Below are 17445 nucleotides of genomic sequence, written 5' to 3'. Positions count from 1 at the left end.
CGAGGCTCTTGAGCGGAACATTGGCCTTTGTATTGATACCTTTTTTCGCGCTGGTTGGCTTGTTATGGCATAGATAAGCTGGCTCAAAGCTCAGGGCGTAGTAATTCCAATTTTACTTAATTGAGCAAATTGGTATAAAAAGCAAGCCCCAAACTCAGAAGCCGTATCGAAACAAAGCGGCCTGTCGGCCGCCAAAAAGTCTCAGGGCTATTTAAACATAGTCTGGATCCGGTCACGCTCTTTGTTTGTCGCATAGCTGGTGAAGTGAGCAAACAGGTTCATTAGGGGCGCTTCCATATGCGTTGCAAATAAAACCATGTTCGGGAATTGATCAGCCAAAGGTGTGGGGGGATAAATTTGGGGGTGCTTTTTACGCACGTCTGAAAAGTGTGCCGTGTATGAGTCTAGTTTGGCTCTTACATCTGGTTTTAGCGTTGCTTCAAATGTTTTATTCGGACCATAGTGAATCAACAGCCACTTAATAGTGCGAGGTTTAATGTTAAACCAGGTATTTTCCATCACCTCTATGGCGTCGTTGAAGTAAACCGCAGGCCTGGTGTAGTTGTCCATGCTGTCCCATAGTTGTTGTAAAAATGGCTGGAAAAGTGCCGAGTCAAATATCTGGTTGTGTCTGAAGTAACGAATGCCTTGCCCCTGTAACTGGGCTTCAGTGAGGTTGGCATATTGATGATAGCCAGTAGGCAGACCTGCTTTATTACCTGTGTGCTGGTAGGGGGTATATCCAAATAAAGTGGGCAGCCATATATCAACCACAATATTCCAACTGTTGTCTGAGTTATCCGGGTCACGGTAAACACTTTGCAGGGCGTTTGAGAACGACAGCACCTGATCAATGTCGTCAAAAGCAAGCAGGTTGGCGATACCATTGTCTTCAATGCCACCGCCATCCGCAAAGCGCGCAGCCACACCCGGCTTTTCCTCAGCAACATCTGCCGCTGACCAGTAATTATATTTAGGATCTATGCCATCCATTCCTTGAATGGCCGTTGCAAAAAACGCGCTGCTATTGGCGGTAATATCAGCCAGCGAAAACGCTGAGACCTGATTGTCATTATTCAGGGGCAGTTTGGCACTGATGCTGGACTTAGCCGAGGAGGTGAGTTGAGTGTCAAAACAATAACTTGACACTAAGCCGCCACCAACCTGTTGTAAATCAGTGGCCGTTGTTTCCACAGTACCTAAGTCGTTAGCAAAGATGCCTGTTGCGATAGCAGTGCACTGGACGGGCGCCAACATATCACCGGTTTGCGGGTTTGTATTCGGGGTAATAAATGCGGCTGTATTGCACAAATGGAACGGTCGTTTTATACGCCCCTCACTTTGCTGATAAGTGTGCACTGTGTCAGGTAACCCCGGGTTCTGTGCTTTTATGTATGCTGCATCTGTCTGACTATACGCAAACCATGCGGTTTCTATGACTGGCGTCATAAGTCCGTCGAAATGAGTGGAAGACAGTCCTGATGGTTCCAGAATGTTCTTTGCTATTTGATAATTCCAGATCCGGTTGTTTGGAAAGTATGGGTTAACAAACAACTTTCCAGCCGAATACGCCATGTTATCCCACTTAATGCCATCCAGAGTGACGGTTGTGCCGAGATAGCCCGATGGTGCGTAATCTAAAGTACTTAATGTCAGCGTGGCAGGATCTTCCACAAAAGGGCCGAGAAAAGTCGCATCGTCGATGTGATCGGGCAGATAAGTAAAAGGTACAACAGCCCAGCTGCCACCAGATACCGTTGAAATTGCCCGCGCCTGACCAAGTACCCCCATATCGTTGAGTGCGCGCATCTGACCGAGTGCTGCAATCATGGCTACGGAGCCGCCACCGGAAAAGCAAATGCCGACGTTACCAGGCGTATTACCCTGAGTAATGAAATCTGTGGTTTTATTACTGGTCTGGGTTGCCAACCACTTACCGTTCACCTGAACGTCAGACCATTTACGTTTGCGCCATGTGGGGTCCGCTTTGGTTTGGTCATTTGGGCTTTGTTCGCTCATCTCAATTCCTCGTTGATTTGGGTTCTACTGCTCGTCGCGCTAAACCATAGTCAAGGTTGGCCATTTTCTGAATTACAGTGGATTACATTTGTTGACCTTATTCTGGGTGAATAACGTTTGGTCAGTTTAGTTGAACATGCCGCGCTGCAACCCTTTGGTTCGTAACGTGGCAGGACTAGGTTGATACTATTGGCTGATGGGTTATAACTGAGGAACTCATACTTAATTCACCGAGCATGTCTGCTTTTACCAAAACTATTTGCTACTTTACGTGAATGCGTTTCTGCTAGTCTAAACATGTACTTATCATTTTGTTTGTGTATAGTTCACGCTCCGTTAAAGTATAAAAATAATAAATATAGAGGTATTTAATGGCCAAGTTTTCCCATCCTTTTTCATCAACTTACACCATCATGAGTGAATTTGATTATCTTTTGGTAGTCGCAAAGCTTTAGTGAATTTGCTACCACTGTTCAGAACGAGTAACCGAAGTGCAGTCAGCTGATCAGTCATTTCAAATATAAATGCGACTGCGCGAAGTTAATTTAACAGTCATATATTGACGATTGCTCAATGCCTGATGAGCCTACTTACTAAAGGACTGAGTTGAAACATGTCTATTGACCTTATTTTAAAAGGAGTTGTAACCGTGAAATTTCAAAGCATCGCAATGATTTGCTGTTTGTTAAGCACAATGAATATCTTTGCCGAAGAAGGCCTGGGGGTGGTTGTCTTTGTGGAACAAGCAGAAGAAGTCGAAAACGGGGCGGTATCGTCTCTCTCATGCGAGTTTATGTCGCAGCGCACCTTTGTGTTATCAGCGGCGGTTGATGCTGAGATAACGTCAATATTGCCCGTTGGCAGCCAGGTTAAAAAAAACCAACTGGTCGCGAGTCAGGACAATTTCTACGTACAAAATGAACTACAAAAAAACCAAATTAAACTAGGGCAAAGACGACATGACCTGGCATTCCACCAAAGTGAGTATGATCGCCGTAAAAACCAAGGTGAGCACGTTTCTCCTTCAGAATTACACCGGCTCAAATGGCAGGTTAAAACCAGTATGGCGGAAATCGCCTTGACAGAGAGTGAAATTGCAACGCTATCCCGGGATAGTGAAAAAGCACAATTGCGCGCACCTGGGGATTTCGAAGTAGAACGTCACTTAAGCAAATTGGGTCAGTTTGTGAGTCGCGGAGAGCCGGTTGCACAATTAAGCCCACTAAACGGCAACGAAGTCGTGTGTGATATGCCGCTTTCATTTGCCACTCACGGCACCTATGAGCAGGCTAGCTTCTCATATAACCGCCAACCACTCACACTTAAGAGAGTGAGTAACGTGGTCAATACAAACACCCAGAGTAAGCGAATTTACCTTAACGAGCCTGACGGTTCAGCACTCGATGTTGGTCAGCGCATGAGTGTTGAAATGGTGCATACCATGCAGCAGAAGTTATTTCGTATCTCTGCCGACGCTTTGAATTTTGACTTTGATGGCAGTTCTTACGTTTGGGCGATTGACGATAACAAGTCTGCATCGCGCGTTGAAGTAAACATGGTCCAGGGTACGTCATTTAATGCCAGGACAACGGTTTCTGGTGCCTTAACCCATGGTATGCGTTTAGTTGTGCGGGGCGCCAACATGTTGTCTGACGGCGAAACGGTTGAACTTGTGAACGGTACTTTGTAGTGGGGCTAATTAGTTAATGAACGCGTTAAAAAAATATCAGGTGCCTATCTTATTTATTGCTGCCCTGTGCTTAGTCATTGGCATTATGAGCTCACAGCGGGTTTCTAAAGTGCTACTGCCTGAAATGAAATTACCAGAGATTGGCCTGGCAGTAACCTGGCCCGGAAAGTCGATCAGCGAAGTGGAAAAGTCTCTGATAATACCACTAGAAAGAGAGTTAGCAGGGATAGCTAACGTGAAGAATACCGTGTCCTGGGTCGAAAAGGGTCAATCCTGGACAAGCGTCACTTTTCACAGTAACACGGATATGGCCAAAGCCTATTCGGAGATCCAGACTAAAGTAAATCAAGTGCCCAATTGGCCTTTGGAAGCGCCTAAACCTTTGATTTTTGACTTTAGTAACGGTGCCAGTTCAACTTTGGCGTCGTTTTTTCTTCATGCTCGCGACGATGTACCTACCGTAGACTTTATTGAAGTCTTCAAAGATGAAGTCGAACCGGCGCTTATCGGCATTAAAGGTGTTGCAGCTGTCAAGGTGCCGAATCAAAGCACTCGCTTACGCTTAAATATCCTGTTTGATGAAAAAAAATTGGTACACAACAATGTGACGATCGATGAGGTAATCACCGCTTTGGATGAGTTGTATGACCAGTCGGGAGACAAATTACACCTGGGTAAACGCGCTTATCAGATGGTGTTTAAAGGAGAGGAGAAACTAGATCAACTCGGTGAAGTGATCATCAAAGCGAACGGGCAACAGCTAGTACGCGTCAAAGACGTTGCCACCACGGAAATCATCGAGGACGAAGAGTGGCTGCCTACTTCCTATAACGGCAGATCGGCCATGTTTTTCTTTATCCAGCCGACTAACGACGTTGATGTGCTTGAAACGGTGAATCTGGTGAAAGAGAAGCTGGTGGAAATGAACCAAAAACTCGAAAAGAGAAATGGCTTTAGAGTGGATCTACGCATGGATAACTCACTGGCCATTATCGATTCGATCAAGTTCATTTCGTTCAGCTCAATGCTTGGCCTGGTATTAGCTTGCATCGCTATCTTTGCGTTTATTCGTAATGTGCCGTCGATTGGATTGGTGTTTGCCAGTGTCCCATTCTCCCTGTCGATTGTCTTCATCGCGATGTGGGTTGCGGATAAACAATTGCATTTGATCTCGTTAGCCGGGATCTCCTTATCCGTGGGGCTGATAGTGGATGCCTCCATCATCACTATCGAAAGCGTTCAACGAGAATTAAAGCGAAAATTCAGTTTTGAATATATGTACAAAGGCTTGATGAGAGTGCGCTCTGCACTGATCTCTTCAACATTGACCAGTGTTTTAATCTTTATCCCCATCGTGCTGATGAGCTCAAAAGAGGGGCAGTTGTTTGAAGATCTCGCTTTTGTGATTTCAATTGCGTTAGTGGCTTCTTTGGTTTATTCACTCTATGTACTGCCTGCTCTGTGCACCGCATTCAATATTGAGAATCGATATGAAATTAAATCGCAAGAGGCAAAGTCATACAAGTTTGTGACCTTATTGAGCAATCCCGCTTTGGCGATGGGGTATATTGTACTTGGTGTGCTTTTCACTGTGTGTTCGGTGACGTTTTTCAGACCTGAACTCGATGTTCTGCCAAACCCGCAGGTGAGAGATGTGACTGCGTTTGTTCGATTTGAAAAGAACTTATCGGCCAGAGCCATCGAGCGCCAAGTGGCAGACCCTATTAACAAGGCCATTCTGAGCTCCATCGAAAATAATACGGCACCGGAATTTGATTATTTCACGCAACGCTGTGTTGCCAGAGGTTGTTTCTTGAATTTTGCCACAAATAAGAATATTCCCGTTGAGATTTATGATGACTGGCTGAATAGCAAGATCCTCGCATCGATTGTTGGGGTCAGTGGTAGCGCTGAAAAAGAAGCACTACTTGAACTTGCTCTACCTAACCACAGAGCCATTGAAGTTGATTTAGTTGGCCCTGAGCTGTCGACCTTAACCCGTGTCGGTGTTGAACTCATGGCGTACTTGACTGAAAAGTTGCAAGGTGCCGAAGTCTTTGAGAATAGTGAAATTGTCAAAAGCGATGTAGTGATTGAGTTCACGCCAGAAAAAGAGAAACTGGCATTTATAGACATGAGTGTTCAGCAACTTAATAATTACTTGGTGGCCATGAGTTATGGGTATTACATAGGTGATTACTTTAACCAAGGCCGGGCAGTTGCTGCCTATGTTAAAGGTCGTGAGGTGACATCAGTTGATGACTTGCTGAGTCGTCAGGTGATCACCCCCGATGGTAACTTGCGAAGGTTAGGTGAATTAACGCAAGGGGCAATGAAGCCAACGGATTCATTGATCATGCGTGTTAACAGCGAGCAGGTTGCTTCGCTGTATATTGAAGCGCCAGAGACAATGCCAATTGGCAAGTTTATCACCATTCTAAAAGGCCATGTTGCGGACTTTTTCGAGCAAAAACAAATTTTTGATGTCGCTGTACAATACCGAGGCAGCACCGATGATATGGGCACATTCATGAGCGAATTTGCGCAGATATTGGCTATCTCAATTGTGATCTTATTCGGTTTGATTTGGTGGTTTATTAAGTCCGTTAAAGCAACGCTTGTGGTGATGCTCAGCTTGCCAATTTCAATGGCGGGTGGCCTGTTAGCCGTGTATTTATTTGGCCTAATTCGGTATCAAAATTTGGATATGATCACCATCATTGGCTTCATCATGCTTATGGGATTGGTGATCAATAATGGCATCCTATTGGTGTCTTCCTTTATGGATAATTTGGCTTTGTCCGCATCCCGAGTCGAAGCCATTGGCAGCGCTATCACACATAGAAAGAGAGCGATTCTGTTAAGTACGCTGACCAGTATTTTGGGCATGATGCCCTTGCTACTGCCTGGCGCGACGAGCTCCGAAATATACCAAGGTTTGGCGGTTGTTATCATAGGCGGCATGTTGACCAATATAACGTTCGGCCTTCTGCTTATGGTTGCTTTGCTTTCCTTACCCTGGGTTAGAAACCATCAGGACGCAACACAGCTAATACGCAAAAGCGCTTGATGACCTCATTTGTTGCGGTGATGGGATGCGTCAGTGGGTTAGAAAAAGGCTCACTGATGGCAACTCGTTCATGTGATGGTTGTATCTATGATATGGTTATTGTTATGTCTGGTAATAAGGGTGAGTTGTGAGCTATATACAGGTTTATATGTCGGTTATGCTCTTTGCGTTTTTGGTCTACTTTGTGGTCACATTGTTTAAAAGGCAAGCTCAGCCACCTAAATCTGAGTACAATGCTCAGGCAACCAAAGACGAAAACCAAAAGCCGGCTATCATGCTGGGCTATGATGAAACTCTTGCCAGAAAATTAGAACACAACCCATTATTTCAGTCTGTGTATAGTGACTGTGAAAAAGCGCGGACAGAGTTTTCCAGAAACCCTGGCGCTTTTTCTGCGCTGATTATGGATATTATGTATGTTGTAAATCGCCACGCAATTAGGCACAGAGAAATCGACGCAAATCTATGGTCAGGCATCATAATAAGAAAAATGTTTCCTGAGCAGTATAAGTAGCTCGGATTATCTCGCGCATAGGCAATGGCCAGCTTGGGCTACTGTGCTGCCAGTGGAGTCTCATAAGGAGAAAATTTGTTAGTCGCATTTGTTATCGCTATGGCGGGGGTAGTCATCTTATTGGTCATGGAAAAGGGGTTTTCCAGGCAGTCTCAGCCAAAGCCAAACAATGAACTTACGACCCTGTCTGTTGCTTCGAGAACGATAACCAAACGCATTGTGAGCATAACACCCAATGAGTCAGGGGAGTTGATTATACAATTTCCAGATAATGAGTATCGCTTGCTTAGCTTAAGTATCCCCGGGGAGGCTTTTGGCTGGGAAGCACTTGCCTATCCCTGTAACGCAAAGAGATTTACGTTTACGCCAGAAAAAGTCTCCTTAGAATTTGGCGGTGAGCTGGATGCGGACTATCTGTTTCTTAATTCTAAGCTTATAGAGCCTGAATTGCTTGAAAAACAGTGGCTCGGGCTTTGCCGCAGAAATCAAGCACCGACGGATCGTCACCCTACCCATCATGTTTTTTCTGTGTCTATAGCGCCTTTCAGTGAAAAACTCTTTGCTGTCAGCCAGTCAATAGGAGGAGGGATCGCAGACACCGGGGGCGGACGAAGTTACACACTGGAGGAGCTGTTAACCTGGCAGAACTGGAAAATTCACTTTGAACTTTCGGGCTGTTCATGGGCTATCCCAGTCATCGAAAATAGCCAAGATAAAAAAGCCATGATAAACACGCTGATTACAGAGGCCTGCAAAAGAAAGGGCATGTAAACATGGTGCAAGGGCAGAGTATGCGCCGAGCTAATCGGACTTCCTTTTCCTGCAAAGCCAGTTATAGTGCGGGTATATAACAAAGTCAGATGTGGGTTCACATCAAGGAGCTAAATTCATGAGTAACACCTACACAATCCGCACTATGACACGCGCTGAGGTTGACTTCGCGGTTGACTGGGCCGCACAGGAAGGCTGGAATCCGGGGCTGGAAGATGCTCAGTGCTACTATCAAGCCGATCCTGAAGGGTTTCTCGTTGGTACTGTAGATGATGAACCAATCGCAGTCATCTCCGCTGTCAAATATGATGATACATTCGGGTTTATCGGATTTTACATAGTAAAACCTGAATATAGAGGACAGGGTTTTGGTTTGAAAATCTGGCAGGCAGCTATGGCCAGGCTGGCGGGGTGTAACATTGGTCTGGATGGTGTAGTTGAGCAGCAGGAAAACTATAAAAAGTCAGGGTTTGTGCTGGCTTATTCAAATCGTCGCTATCAGGGCCGTAGTGATAAGCTCGCTGCTCAAAGTACCGTAGATTTGGAAGATCTGAACGCGTTACCACACAAAACAATAGAGCGATTTCTTAAGCCGTTTTTCCCGGTACAAAGAACCGGGTTTTGGCATGCCTGGCAGGCACAGAGCAATGCAAAATCTCTTGGTGTTCTGATTGGAGGCGAATTACAGGGGATCGGGGTTATCAGACAGTGCCGCGACGGCTATAAAATAGGGCCCTTGTTTGCCCAAAACGCGCAGCAGGCTGAGGCTATAATTGGTGCATTGAGCTCAAAAGTTGAGTGTGATTGTGCCGTTTATCTGGATGTGCCGGCATGTAATTCATCGGCGGTTGAACTTGCAGAAAAACTCAACATGACGCCGGTGTTTGATACGGCACGAATGTACACGCAAATGGCGCCTGATATTGGTATAGACAAAACGTTTGGCGTAACATCGTTTGAAATTGGTTAGCCAAAAAGCAAAAATGGCACACATCAGTAATGTCAAACGCGCTTGTATTCAAATGACAAGCGCGTTTTCATATTAGGGAAACTTAAGTTTAATGTCTAATTAAAGCTTTATCTGCTTTTCTTTTTGGTGCTTAAAAGCGAAATTGATGTTGCTTCAATCTGGATCTTTTCCTGTTTGAACAAACCGCCAATGGCCTTTTTAAAGTTGGCCTTACTGGTGGAGAAGGTTTTCTTGATCAATTCAGGATCTGACTTATCGCCCAATGGTAAAAAGCCGTTGTTCTCTTCCAACTTTTTAAGGATCAGCTCGCCCAATTCTGAAATCTTATCCATACCAGGTTTTTCAAGTAAGATATCAATCTTGTCGTCTTCATGGACCTGTTTAACATAACCTGTCATGCGCTGGCCGATGTACATACGTTTAAATACGGTATTAAAAAACACCATGCCAAAATGCTGTTCATTAACAATAACCTTATAGCCCAGGTCAGTTTTGGCTGCGACAATCAGGTCAACTTGCTCAAACTTTTTGTACTGAGCAGGCGTTTTGTTCAGAAATTTTCCCAGGTTGCTTGAGGCACATAAACGCTTGCTGGCATTATCGAGGTAAAGCTTAACCAGGTAGCTGTAGCCTTCGCGCATTTTTGGCTTCTGTTCGTTATAAGGCGCTAATACATCCTTGCTAATCCCAAGATCTAAAAACGCACCGACCTTATTAATTTGCTTGGCACGGAGCAGGGCAAACTCACCTAATTGAGCAAGTGGCTTTTGGGTGGTTGCGCAGGGGTGTCCCTGGTTGTCGCTGTACACAAACACTTCAACGTTATCACCTGCTTCCAGGTGATCGGGCAGCTCTTTGAGTGGCAAAAAAACGTCGCCATGCTCTTTGCCATCCAGGTATGCACCTTCGGCACAAATCTCTTCGATCATTAAAAATTGAGTAGTACCTAGCATGTTTATTCCTCGGTTGGCTTGTTAGGTTTTCTTCTTAGTGGCGCGTGTCCGTCGACATCAAACGGTGCCGGAATGGCTTTTTTCGCTTGCTGTGGCTTACGTTTAAGTGGCCGTTTTGCCTTTGCTTTTGTTTCTGTAGGCTTGCGCTTGGCACCAGGTTTAGGTTTAGCCACTTTGGGTTTAAAGCCTTTAAACTTTGCTTCAAGCCCTTCAACGGACTGAAACTGAACTGACTCCTTAAGATAAGCTGCAATGGCTTCGTAGCTCTTCCAGTCTTTAGGCCCAACAAATGAAATCGCATCGCCTTTAAACCCAGCCCGGCCAGTACGCCCGATCCGGTGAACATATTCTTCCGCTTGTTTTGGCAAGTCGAAATTGATGACATGAGAAACATTAAGTAAGTCCAGACCGCGAGACGCAACGTCTGTGGTGACTAAGACCTTATACAGGCCACGGCTAAATGCGTCCATGATATCAAGACGTTTACTTTGGGCCAGATCGCCTGCCAGTGCAACAGCTTTGATGCCAAGTCCATTAAGCATTTCACTGAACCGAGTCGTGTCCTGCCGCGTTGCCGTGAAAATAATGCATTGCTTCACGTTATCCTGTTGTACGAAGTGCTTTAACAAAGCCTCTTTGTGCTCCAGGTGGTCGGCAAAATACATTGCCTGACGAATATCATCATGCTTTTCGTTGCTGCCACTGAGCAGGATGCGCTTGGGTGATTTGAGCAGATCTCTGGACGTGATCTCAATCTGAGCATGCTCAAGCGTTGCTGAGAATAGTAAGGTCTGACGAAGTCGGTGATCGGCCGCCTGGTTAATGGTCGACAGTTGCTTTTCAAAGCCCAGGTCCAGCATACGGTCGGCTTCGTCGAAGATCAGTAGCTCAAGGCCATGAAGCTGCAAGCTACGTTGTTCTATATGGTCCGTGATCCGGCCCGGTGTACCAATCACAAAGTGGGGGTCTTTGCGAAGCGCTTTAACCTGATCATTAAAGTTCTCACCGCCGAGTACTTTGGTGCACGACATAGCGGTGCCGGCAATGAGTAACCGGCACTGGTTAAACACCTGAGTCGCCAGTTCTCGCGTTGGTGCAACGATCAACACACGAGGATCTCGCTTGCTAAGCGCTTTTTGTTTCATCACGCGCTGAACAGCTGGGAGCAAAAATGCCAGAGTTTTTCCTGAGCCGGTTTTTGACTGTGCAAAGGTATCGTGCCCGGCAAGGGCGGTTGGGATGGCCTGGGCCTGGATCTCGGTAGGAGTGGTGATCCCCTGGTGTTCTAATTGTTTTTCAAAGCGCAGGTCAAGACCCAGTTCGGAAAATCTCAAGGTACTCTTCTCCAGTAATTATTTTCTAAAACGCAGCATTATAACAAACTAACTCTCCCAAGAACCATAACTTTACAGTGCTTAATGTCAGTTCTGTAACGGGCGCGCTCAAACGGTTTTGCAATTATCCTTAAAATCCGTAAAATATCGCGCCTGGCGCCGGATTTACGATCCGGTTATGTGCTTACACGTCGTGCTTAAGTGTAGGCTGTTTTAAAGCTTATCGAAGAGAAAGTTATGAATAACCATTTTGTTGTATGTGCAATGTACAAGTTTGTGTCTTTGCCGAATTATCAAGCGATCCGTCAGCCTTTGCTAGATGTGATGGAAGCCAATGAAGTGCGCGGTACTTTATTGTTGGCAGAAGAAGGGATCAATGGCACGGTTGCGGGTAAACGTGAAGGCATTGACGCCTTGCTAGCGTGGCTGGACAAGCAGCCAGGCCTGGACAACATTGTATATAAAGAGTCATACGACGAAACCTGCCCGTTTTACCGCACTAAGGTTAAACTGAAAAAAGAAATCGTCACCATGGGCGTTCAGGGCATCGATCCTAAAGAAGTGGTGGGCACTTATGTTAAGCCACAGGACTGGAATGCACTGATTTCTGACCCAGACGTGGTACTGGTTGATACCCGTAACGATTATGAAATCGAGATTGGCACATTCAAAAACGCCATTGACCCAAATACTAAAACTTTCCGTGAGTTCCCGGCGTGGGCCGAGAAAAACCTCGACCCGGCAAAACACAAGAAAGTGGCCATGTTCTGTACCGGTGGTATTCGCTGTGAAAAATCAACGGCATATATGAAAGAGCAGGGCTTTGAAGAAGTCTATCATCTGGAAGGCGGTATTCTTAAGTACCTGGAAGATGTGCCAAAAGAAGAGACCATGTGGGAAGGCGAGTGCTTTGTATTCGACAACCGCGTTGCCGTTGATCACGACCTGAACAAGGGTTCTTACGAGCAGTGCCACGCTTGTCGTATGCCAATTACAGAAGAAGAAATGCAGCGTCCTGAATACATGGAAGGGGTGTCATGTCACCACTGTTACGAGAGCGTGACTGAAGAGCAAAAAGCCCGTTTTGCTGAGCGTCAAAAGCAAATTAAGTTAGCGAAACAACGCGGCGAGGGGCACATTGGTCATGAAGCGCAAGAAACGTTGCGTGCCCGCAAAGAGCAAAAGCAAGCAAAGAAAGAAGCGCAGCGAGCTAAATCAGCTTAGTGAATTGAGCTAACTAAAACAAAAGAGCCAGCATAATGCTGGCTTTTTTGTTTTTCGAACACGAGCAATACTGTTGTCTATTAATGAGTATTGCCTGTTCTATATAGTAATAAATACTTATCATTTCACTTTGGGTAAATGAAATAGGATTGAATTAAGTCAAGGTTTTAGTGGATAATATATGCTTAAATTTAGCCAATAGTTCATTTTTAACAAAAAAATTCCCATAAGGGAAAATGTTTTACTTGATTATTACATACAAAGGACTTTTATATGTTTAATAAAACACTTCTTACGTGCTGTATCCTGGCTGGTGCTTCTGCACAGGCATTTAACCTTGGCGAACATACTGTGACAGACCAGAGTATAGCGATAGCTAAAACTGCACAACAGGTGCTGATTACTGGTGTAGCAAGCTTAAACGATGCTGAGCCCGGCAACGTATTGGTTTCTGACAATGGTGATGGGTCAGTATCGGTACGATTTGCTGAGTGGGATTATCAAGATGGTAACCACCAAGGCGAAACTGTGTCTACACTCACTTTAGAGAAAGGTCGCCATGAAATGGCCGACGGCTCAGTGTGGGAAGTGGGTAGTATTGTGCTTGATACAGCAGATAAAGAGTTTCGCTTTTTACAGCAAATGCCACAGATGCCTTATTTATTTCTGAGTGGTCAGAGCGACACTAACCAGTCTTCTTATGTTACTCGTGCGAGTAACGTCAATCAGCTTGGCTTTAGTGCCTACGTGCAATATCAAGAGTTACCAGTTTCGGGTCGCGTTACTACGCAACAGACAGTTGCGTATTTGGCTATTTACGCGCCTAATAAAGAGGGAAGGCTTGATTCAGGCGAAGAATACAGCGTAGATCAGGTTGTCGTTGACCATACTGGTACTGTATTTAAGCAGCACGAGCTGACATTATTGGAAGAGCAATCCAAAGACACAGAACTGACACATATTGAAGAAATCGCCAACGTACTCACAATTGACGGTCACTTGTTTGCCCAAGATATCACTTCTCATGGATCTGATACAGTGAGTATTCGTGCAAATAAAGATGCTGTTGTTTTACCTAGCCCTTACTATACAAGCTGTAACGAGTTGTTACAGAATGAGCCGCAGACTCCAACTGGCTTTTATGTCCTAGATCAGGACGGTAACGGCGCAATGCCAGAGTTTACCACTTATTGTAATATGGATGAACATGGCGGAGGCTGGACACTGGTCGGTTTACGCCGAGTGGTTGGTTACGATTATGCAAATAGTAACACCATGTTGGATGGATGGTTTGAAGAAACACAAAATATCACAAGTTTCGATGCAAACTACCACCTGACAGACGCCCAGTGGGTAAACTATAAAAATAGCATGCAGGAAATGTACATGGTGATGCCGGCTATCAATAATTACGCCATAGCAGATATCAGCGTGTTAAATACGGCAAACTGTATTCCTCTTCAAGATACGCTTGGCCAAAATACAGATCGAACTGGTGAAGCCAGATTCCGTTTATTCTGGCACGAATCTTCAGGCTGCTCTGGTGGTGGCCAAGATTACACTATGCTTAACTACGCAAATATCTATAACTTTAATAGCGCTATGTACAAACAGACAAACGTTAATGGCTACGCACATAGCCAGGTTACCTATATCTATGTCAGATAATTACAGCTTAAAGTATATTGTGTGCTGAATGATAGCCAGATTTTACTTGCAGTCTCTGTAACCATAAAAGCCAGCATAATGCTGGCTTTTTCCTTTTAACTCGTGTTCATTGAGCTATTAGTGCAGCAGGTCGTTACATACCGTGTAAGCTTCGCGAGAATAGCAAAACTGAGAGTCACAGGTGATACCATCTGATGCACAATTTGCGGTTCCGCCTGCCACCTGAGGTGTTGCCGCCGCATTAAGAGACTGTGATGACTTTGAAAGCTGTTTCATTTTTTTTGCTTTTAATTTGATTTTCATTTTCAATTTCCTTTTATAGATACAATGCAATTGAAAAATAACAGTATTGTTCTTGGGTATCAAGTAATAAGCTGTAAAAATTGATGCGTCCGCGGTTTCATATATTCAGTTACAGAAGCACGCACAGATAAACCGATACACCTACTTAGGACTATCTAATCGCATTTCTTCAACCAAAGATTTTATCCAAGATGGAGCATTCCGTCGATATATAGCGCATACTTGCTCAGTATGGCTTTTTTTATCACACTGAAGCGTTAATTTATGTAGTTGCCAGGCTGAGATCATATAATCGGGCAGGTAGGCGACTGCAAGTCCATTTTTGACTAACTCGCATAGCGCGGCGTAATCATTGACTATCCATTTTATTTGTCTGTTCATCGTATCATCATACCAGCCATCACAACTTGACCCGCGAAATTCACCACAAAACGGTGACGTATTAGGCACCGCGAAGGGGTAACTCGATAATTCTAAGGGAGTTACGCTATATTTGCATGCAAGCGGATGAGTTTTGCCAACTGCCAGGTCGAGGGTTAACGCTCCAATTGGCATCGCTTCGAGATCTTCATTCAGGTGGGGCCGGACCAGGCTGGTTGCGAGTGCTACATCGACCAGGCCCTGTTTGACCTTATTGAGTGCCTCCATTTCGAAGTCGGTCTCATACTCAATTCTTATCCCACAGCTAGTGGCACCGAAGAGGCCAATCCAGCGATATTGAAGGATTGCAGGCGCGGAGATTCGACATGTGAATACTGAGTTCGTCGGCGCCAGTTCAGTTTGTACATTGCGTGCGATATCAAGAATCTTAATCGCTTCAGGAAGTAAGCCTGTGCCATTTTCATTTAGCACAAGCTGCTTCCCAACTCGGTCGAACAACAAGACACCTAATGATGACTCTAGCTTTTTTAATGATTTAGAGAGCGCGCCGGGCGTTGTGTTTAATTCAACGGCAGCTAACTGTAGATTTTGTGTATTTGCTATAGCGACAAATCTCTTTAACTCTATAATTTCCATGTTGGAACTAATAACTTCTATTGGTCGATGATATGGAACTAAATATACCTTAAATTGATCAACTTCGATGTCATATTTGAGGAGTATTTAATGATTAGGTGGTTTTTGTTGTTTATAAGTCCGGTTTTGCTGGCACATCAGGAACATAGCACATTCGGCGTTCACGGTTTGGTGATGATGCAAGTAGACAGCAAGGTCATTGCGTCACATCTACCTATGCCCAGAGGAATGCATGCGAGACAGTTTTTATTTGAGATCAAACCAACGCCCGCACTGGCCGCTATTCTTGACAGGCTTTTTAAGTCTCAAGTATTGGTTACCTTTTCGCCAACGCCTTTTGAACTTGATAAATTGCGCCATGGCGAAATATCGGTTCTTTCTGGCAGTGTATATCAAGGTCATTTTGAGCGTGGTGGAAATTTATTAGGAACAAATGTGACATTCGAGGTGGGAAAAGTCATCTTAGATGAGCCTGTAGCGCCTGCTACTAATGGACACTTCTATGTCAGACCCATTACTCAGGAACATTGTTTATTTATTCATAGAATTGGCCATTTATCCAGCTTTGATCAAGTGGTTCAGGTTAAGTGTCACCACCGAAAATCAGCTCCGGTTCTGATAGATAGCGGGGCAAGTTTGCCTCTGAATGAACAAGTTCCGATGCCATATAAATTTGTCAAAACACTCTATCTCGAAACTCAGGATTTCGCTGAATAATCGCAGCAACTCAGGGCTTAATACAAAACTGATTTGCCTTTAACCAAGCTGGTGTGGGCCTAACGAGCTGGGCTGGGCTTTTACTCGGGGTTACATCTACTTGTACTTTGGGTGCGAGATAGTGTTTTATTAAGACTTGCAGCTTGACGCTTTCAAGGCGGTCAAATGCTAATATCAACTCGTCTTTTGTACTTTGAGACAGGGGCTTGCCCAAGTTTGTTTCGTTTGCATTGACTAACCACAGCAGCAGGGCTTTTTTTGATTCGTCAGGGTAAGCGTCGATTAAAGCTGAAATTGGGCTTATCAGACGCTGGAAGTTGAGTGTATGACCCTGAATTGCAAAAATGAGCAATAAATTAGTGCCAGCGGTAATGTTACCGCTGCGCTTATCACTGGACTGGTAGCCGATAAGTGCCTGTCGATAGTATTTTTCTGCTAACTCGATATCACCTTCGTCTAAAGCTAAGGTGCCAAGATTGTTGTTCACGTTTGCAAGGGCACGTTCATGATGAAGCCTAAGCGCTATGTCTCGGGCCTCGTGATAAGAGTTTTTAGCCAGTGGATAATCATTCATATGACGAGAGAGTACAGCCAGGTTAATGAGCAAAGCCATTCGCTTCTTGTCCGGCACATCAAGCTCTAGTGCACAGGTATACAAAGATTTGGCCTGAGAAAAGTATCCAAGACGCCTCAACGCTATACCCATTGCGCTTAATATGCTTGCAAGACGCTTTTGGAAATATTCATGATGCTGAAGCTTCAACAGTGCAACGAGCTCCGCTTCTATATCGCCAAAATTATTCGTGGCTATCGCTGAGCGTACCTTGATTAAATGCCAGCGGATCTGTTGTGATGGCGAGAGGTTAGTGATAGTTGTAACTTGCCTGAGTAGCCGATAAGAATGAGAGGGTTCAACAATGATATAGTCTTCGGCCTCTCTTAGAATATCAGCTGAAGACCTTAAGGTGATCTGAGGTGTTGCTTTTGCGGGCATGATATACAAAGTGCAGAGAAGCACGAATAAGGTGTATTGCAATTTATCTCCCATTGTTGAGCATACCCTGTAATACTTTTTAAGATAGCGCAACAATGACAGGGCGTCTACAAATCAGGTATTCGCAGGGAGCACTGTGAAGGGGGAGCGACCGGATAAAGCTTTAAGACAGGGCTGCCTGTGATAGCGGTATTTCCGGGC

At 44.9% G+C, this 17445-nt stretch carries 14 protein-coding genes; 8 read left to right on the top strand and 6 right to left on the bottom strand.

What is annotated here, in order from left to right; translation table 11 throughout:
- Positions 1 to 207: 207 nt before the first annotated feature.
- Positions 208 to 2019: a hypothetical protein gene (locus CWB99_RS03180; RefSeq protein WP_138552486.1), complete on the bottom strand. Its 1812-nt coding sequence runs from the start codon at positions 2017 to 2019 to the stop codon at positions 208 to 210.
- A 649-nt stretch (positions 2020 to 2668) separates the two neighbouring features.
- Between CWB99_RS03180 and CWB99_RS03175 the strand changes: the two genes are divergently transcribed.
- The 5 genes from CWB99_RS03175 to CWB99_RS03155 all read left to right on the top strand — a co-directional run bounded on the left by CWB99_RS03175 (position 2669) and on the right by CWB99_RS03155 (position 9034).
- Positions 2669 to 3709, top strand: coding sequence for an efflux RND transporter periplasmic adaptor subunit (locus CWB99_RS03175; protein ID WP_138552487.1), 1041 nt, complete (start codon positions 2669 to 2671; stop codon positions 3707 to 3709).
- 16 nt (positions 3710 to 3725) lie between these two features.
- Positions 3726 to 6779, top strand: a complete 3054-nt coding sequence (locus tag CWB99_RS03170; protein ID WP_138552488.1) for an efflux RND transporter permease subunit — start codon at positions 3726 to 3728, stop codon at positions 6777 to 6779.
- Between the two features lie 127 nt (positions 6780 to 6906).
- A complete protein-coding gene (locus CWB99_RS03165) occupies positions 6907 to 7293 on the top strand; it encodes a hypothetical protein (protein WP_138552489.1) in 387 nt (128 codons plus the stop codon).
- A 75-nt stretch (positions 7294 to 7368) separates the two neighbouring features.
- Positions 7369 to 8064, top strand: coding sequence for a hypothetical protein (locus CWB99_RS03160; RefSeq protein WP_138552490.1), 696 nt, complete (start codon positions 7369 to 7371; stop codon positions 8062 to 8064).
- Between the two features lie 118 nt (positions 8065 to 8182).
- Positions 8183 to 9034, top strand: a complete 852-nt coding sequence (locus CWB99_RS03155) for a GNAT family N-acetyltransferase (protein WP_138552491.1) — start codon at positions 8183 to 8185, stop codon at positions 9032 to 9034.
- Between the two features lie 107 nt (positions 9035 to 9141).
- Here CWB99_RS03155 and CWB99_RS03150 read toward each other — a convergent pair whose 3' ends face one another.
- Both CWB99_RS03150 and CWB99_RS03145 read right to left on the bottom strand, forming a co-directional pair.
- Positions 9142 to 9987 carry a CvfB family protein gene (locus CWB99_RS03150; RefSeq protein ID WP_138552492.1) on the bottom strand — a complete coding sequence of 282 codons (846 nt, stop codon included), beginning with the start codon at positions 9985 to 9987 and terminating at the stop codon, positions 9142 to 9144.
- Positions 9988 to 9989: 2 nt separating this feature from the next.
- Complete coding sequence (locus CWB99_RS03145) at positions 9990 to 11321, bottom strand: DEAD/DEAH box helicase (RefSeq protein WP_138552493.1); 1332 nt, start codon at positions 11319 to 11321, stop codon at positions 9990 to 9992.
- 237 nt (positions 11322 to 11558) lie between these two features.
- Here CWB99_RS03145 and CWB99_RS03140 point away from each other — a divergent pair, with 237 nt between their 5' ends.
- Positions 11559 to 12545 carry a rhodanese-related sulfurtransferase gene (locus CWB99_RS03140; RefSeq protein WP_138552494.1) on the top strand — a complete coding sequence of 329 codons (987 nt, stop codon included), beginning with the start codon at positions 11559 to 11561 and terminating at the stop codon, positions 12543 to 12545.
- Positions 12546 to 12818: 273 nt separating this feature from the next.
- Entirely contained in the window at positions 12819 to 14213 is a 1395-nt protein-coding gene (locus CWB99_RS03135; RefSeq protein ID WP_138552495.1) for a fibrinogen-like YCDxxxxGGGW domain-containing protein, read from the top strand.
- A 117-nt stretch (positions 14214 to 14330) separates the two neighbouring features.
- Here CWB99_RS03135 and CWB99_RS03130 read toward each other — a convergent pair whose 3' ends face one another.
- Both CWB99_RS03130 and CWB99_RS03125 read right to left on the bottom strand, forming a co-directional pair.
- A complete protein-coding gene (locus CWB99_RS03130) occupies positions 14331 to 14516 on the bottom strand; it encodes a hypothetical protein (RefSeq protein ID WP_138552496.1) in 186 nt (61 codons plus the stop codon).
- Positions 14517 to 14657: 141 nt separating this feature from the next.
- Complete coding sequence (locus CWB99_RS03125; RefSeq protein ID WP_138552497.1) at positions 14658 to 15533, bottom strand: LysR family transcriptional regulator; 876 nt, start codon at positions 15531 to 15533, stop codon at positions 14658 to 14660.
- A gap of 90 nt (positions 15534 to 15623) precedes the next feature.
- On the opposite strand from CWB99_RS03125, the gene CWB99_RS03120 reads away from it, so the two are divergent.
- Positions 15624 to 16250 (top strand): hypothetical protein, encoded by a 627-nt coding sequence (locus CWB99_RS03120; RefSeq protein ID WP_138552498.1) that lies wholly within the window; start codon positions 15624 to 15626, stop codon positions 16248 to 16250.
- 10 nt (positions 16251 to 16260) lie between these two features.
- Here the strand turns inward: CWB99_RS03120 and CWB99_RS03115 are convergent, their stop codons facing one another.
- On the bottom strand, positions 16261 to 17298 hold the full coding sequence (locus CWB99_RS03115) for a tetratricopeptide repeat protein (RefSeq protein ID WP_138552499.1): 1038 nt from the start codon (positions 17296 to 17298) through the stop codon (positions 16261 to 16263).
- Between the last annotated feature and the right edge of the window lie 147 nt (positions 17299 to 17445).

The organism is Pseudoalteromonas rubra (genome assembly GCF_005887095.1).
GTDB classification, from domain to species: Bacteria; Pseudomonadota; Gammaproteobacteria; order Enterobacterales; family Alteromonadaceae; genus Pseudoalteromonas; species Pseudoalteromonas rubra_E.
This window is presented reverse-complemented; position numbering and strand designations above follow the sequence as displayed.

Excerpts from the sequence above, each read along its gene's own strand:
- CWB99_RS03130 (WP_138552496.1), bottom strand. The coding sequence starts at position 14,516 with ATGAAAATCAAATTAAAAGCAAAAAAAATGAAACAGCTTTCAAAGTCA.
- CWB99_RS03125 (WP_138552497.1), bottom strand. The coding sequence starts at position 15,533 with ATGGAAATTATAGAGTTAAAGAGATTTGTCGCTATAGCAAATACACAA.
- CWB99_RS03140 (WP_138552494.1), top strand. The coding sequence starts at position 11,559 with ATGAATAACCATTTTGTTGTATGTGCAATGTACAAGTTTGTGTCTTTG.
- CWB99_RS03120 (WP_138552498.1), top strand. The coding sequence starts at position 15,624 with ATGATTAGGTGGTTTTTGTTGTTTATAAGTCCGGTTTTGCTGGCACAT.
- CWB99_RS03115 (WP_138552499.1), bottom strand. The coding sequence starts at position 17,298 with ATGGGAGATAAATTGCAATACACCTTATTCGTGCTTCTCTGCACTTTG.
- CWB99_RS03170 (WP_138552488.1), top strand. The coding sequence starts at position 3,726 with ATGAACGCGTTAAAAAAATATCAGGTGCCTATCTTATTTATTGCTGCC.
- CWB99_RS03180 (WP_138552486.1), bottom strand. The coding sequence starts at position 2,019 with ATGAGCGAACAAAGCCCAAATGACCAAACCAAAGCGGACCCCACATGG.
- CWB99_RS03150 (WP_138552492.1), bottom strand. The coding sequence starts at position 9,987 with ATGCTAGGTACTACTCAATTTTTAATGATCGAAGAGATTTGTGCCGAA.
- CWB99_RS03135 (WP_138552495.1), top strand. The coding sequence starts at position 12,819 with ATGTTTAATAAAACACTTCTTACGTGCTGTATCCTGGCTGGTGCTTCT.
- CWB99_RS03155 (WP_138552491.1), top strand. The coding sequence starts at position 8,183 with ATGAGTAACACCTACACAATCCGCACTATGACACGCGCTGAGGTTGAC.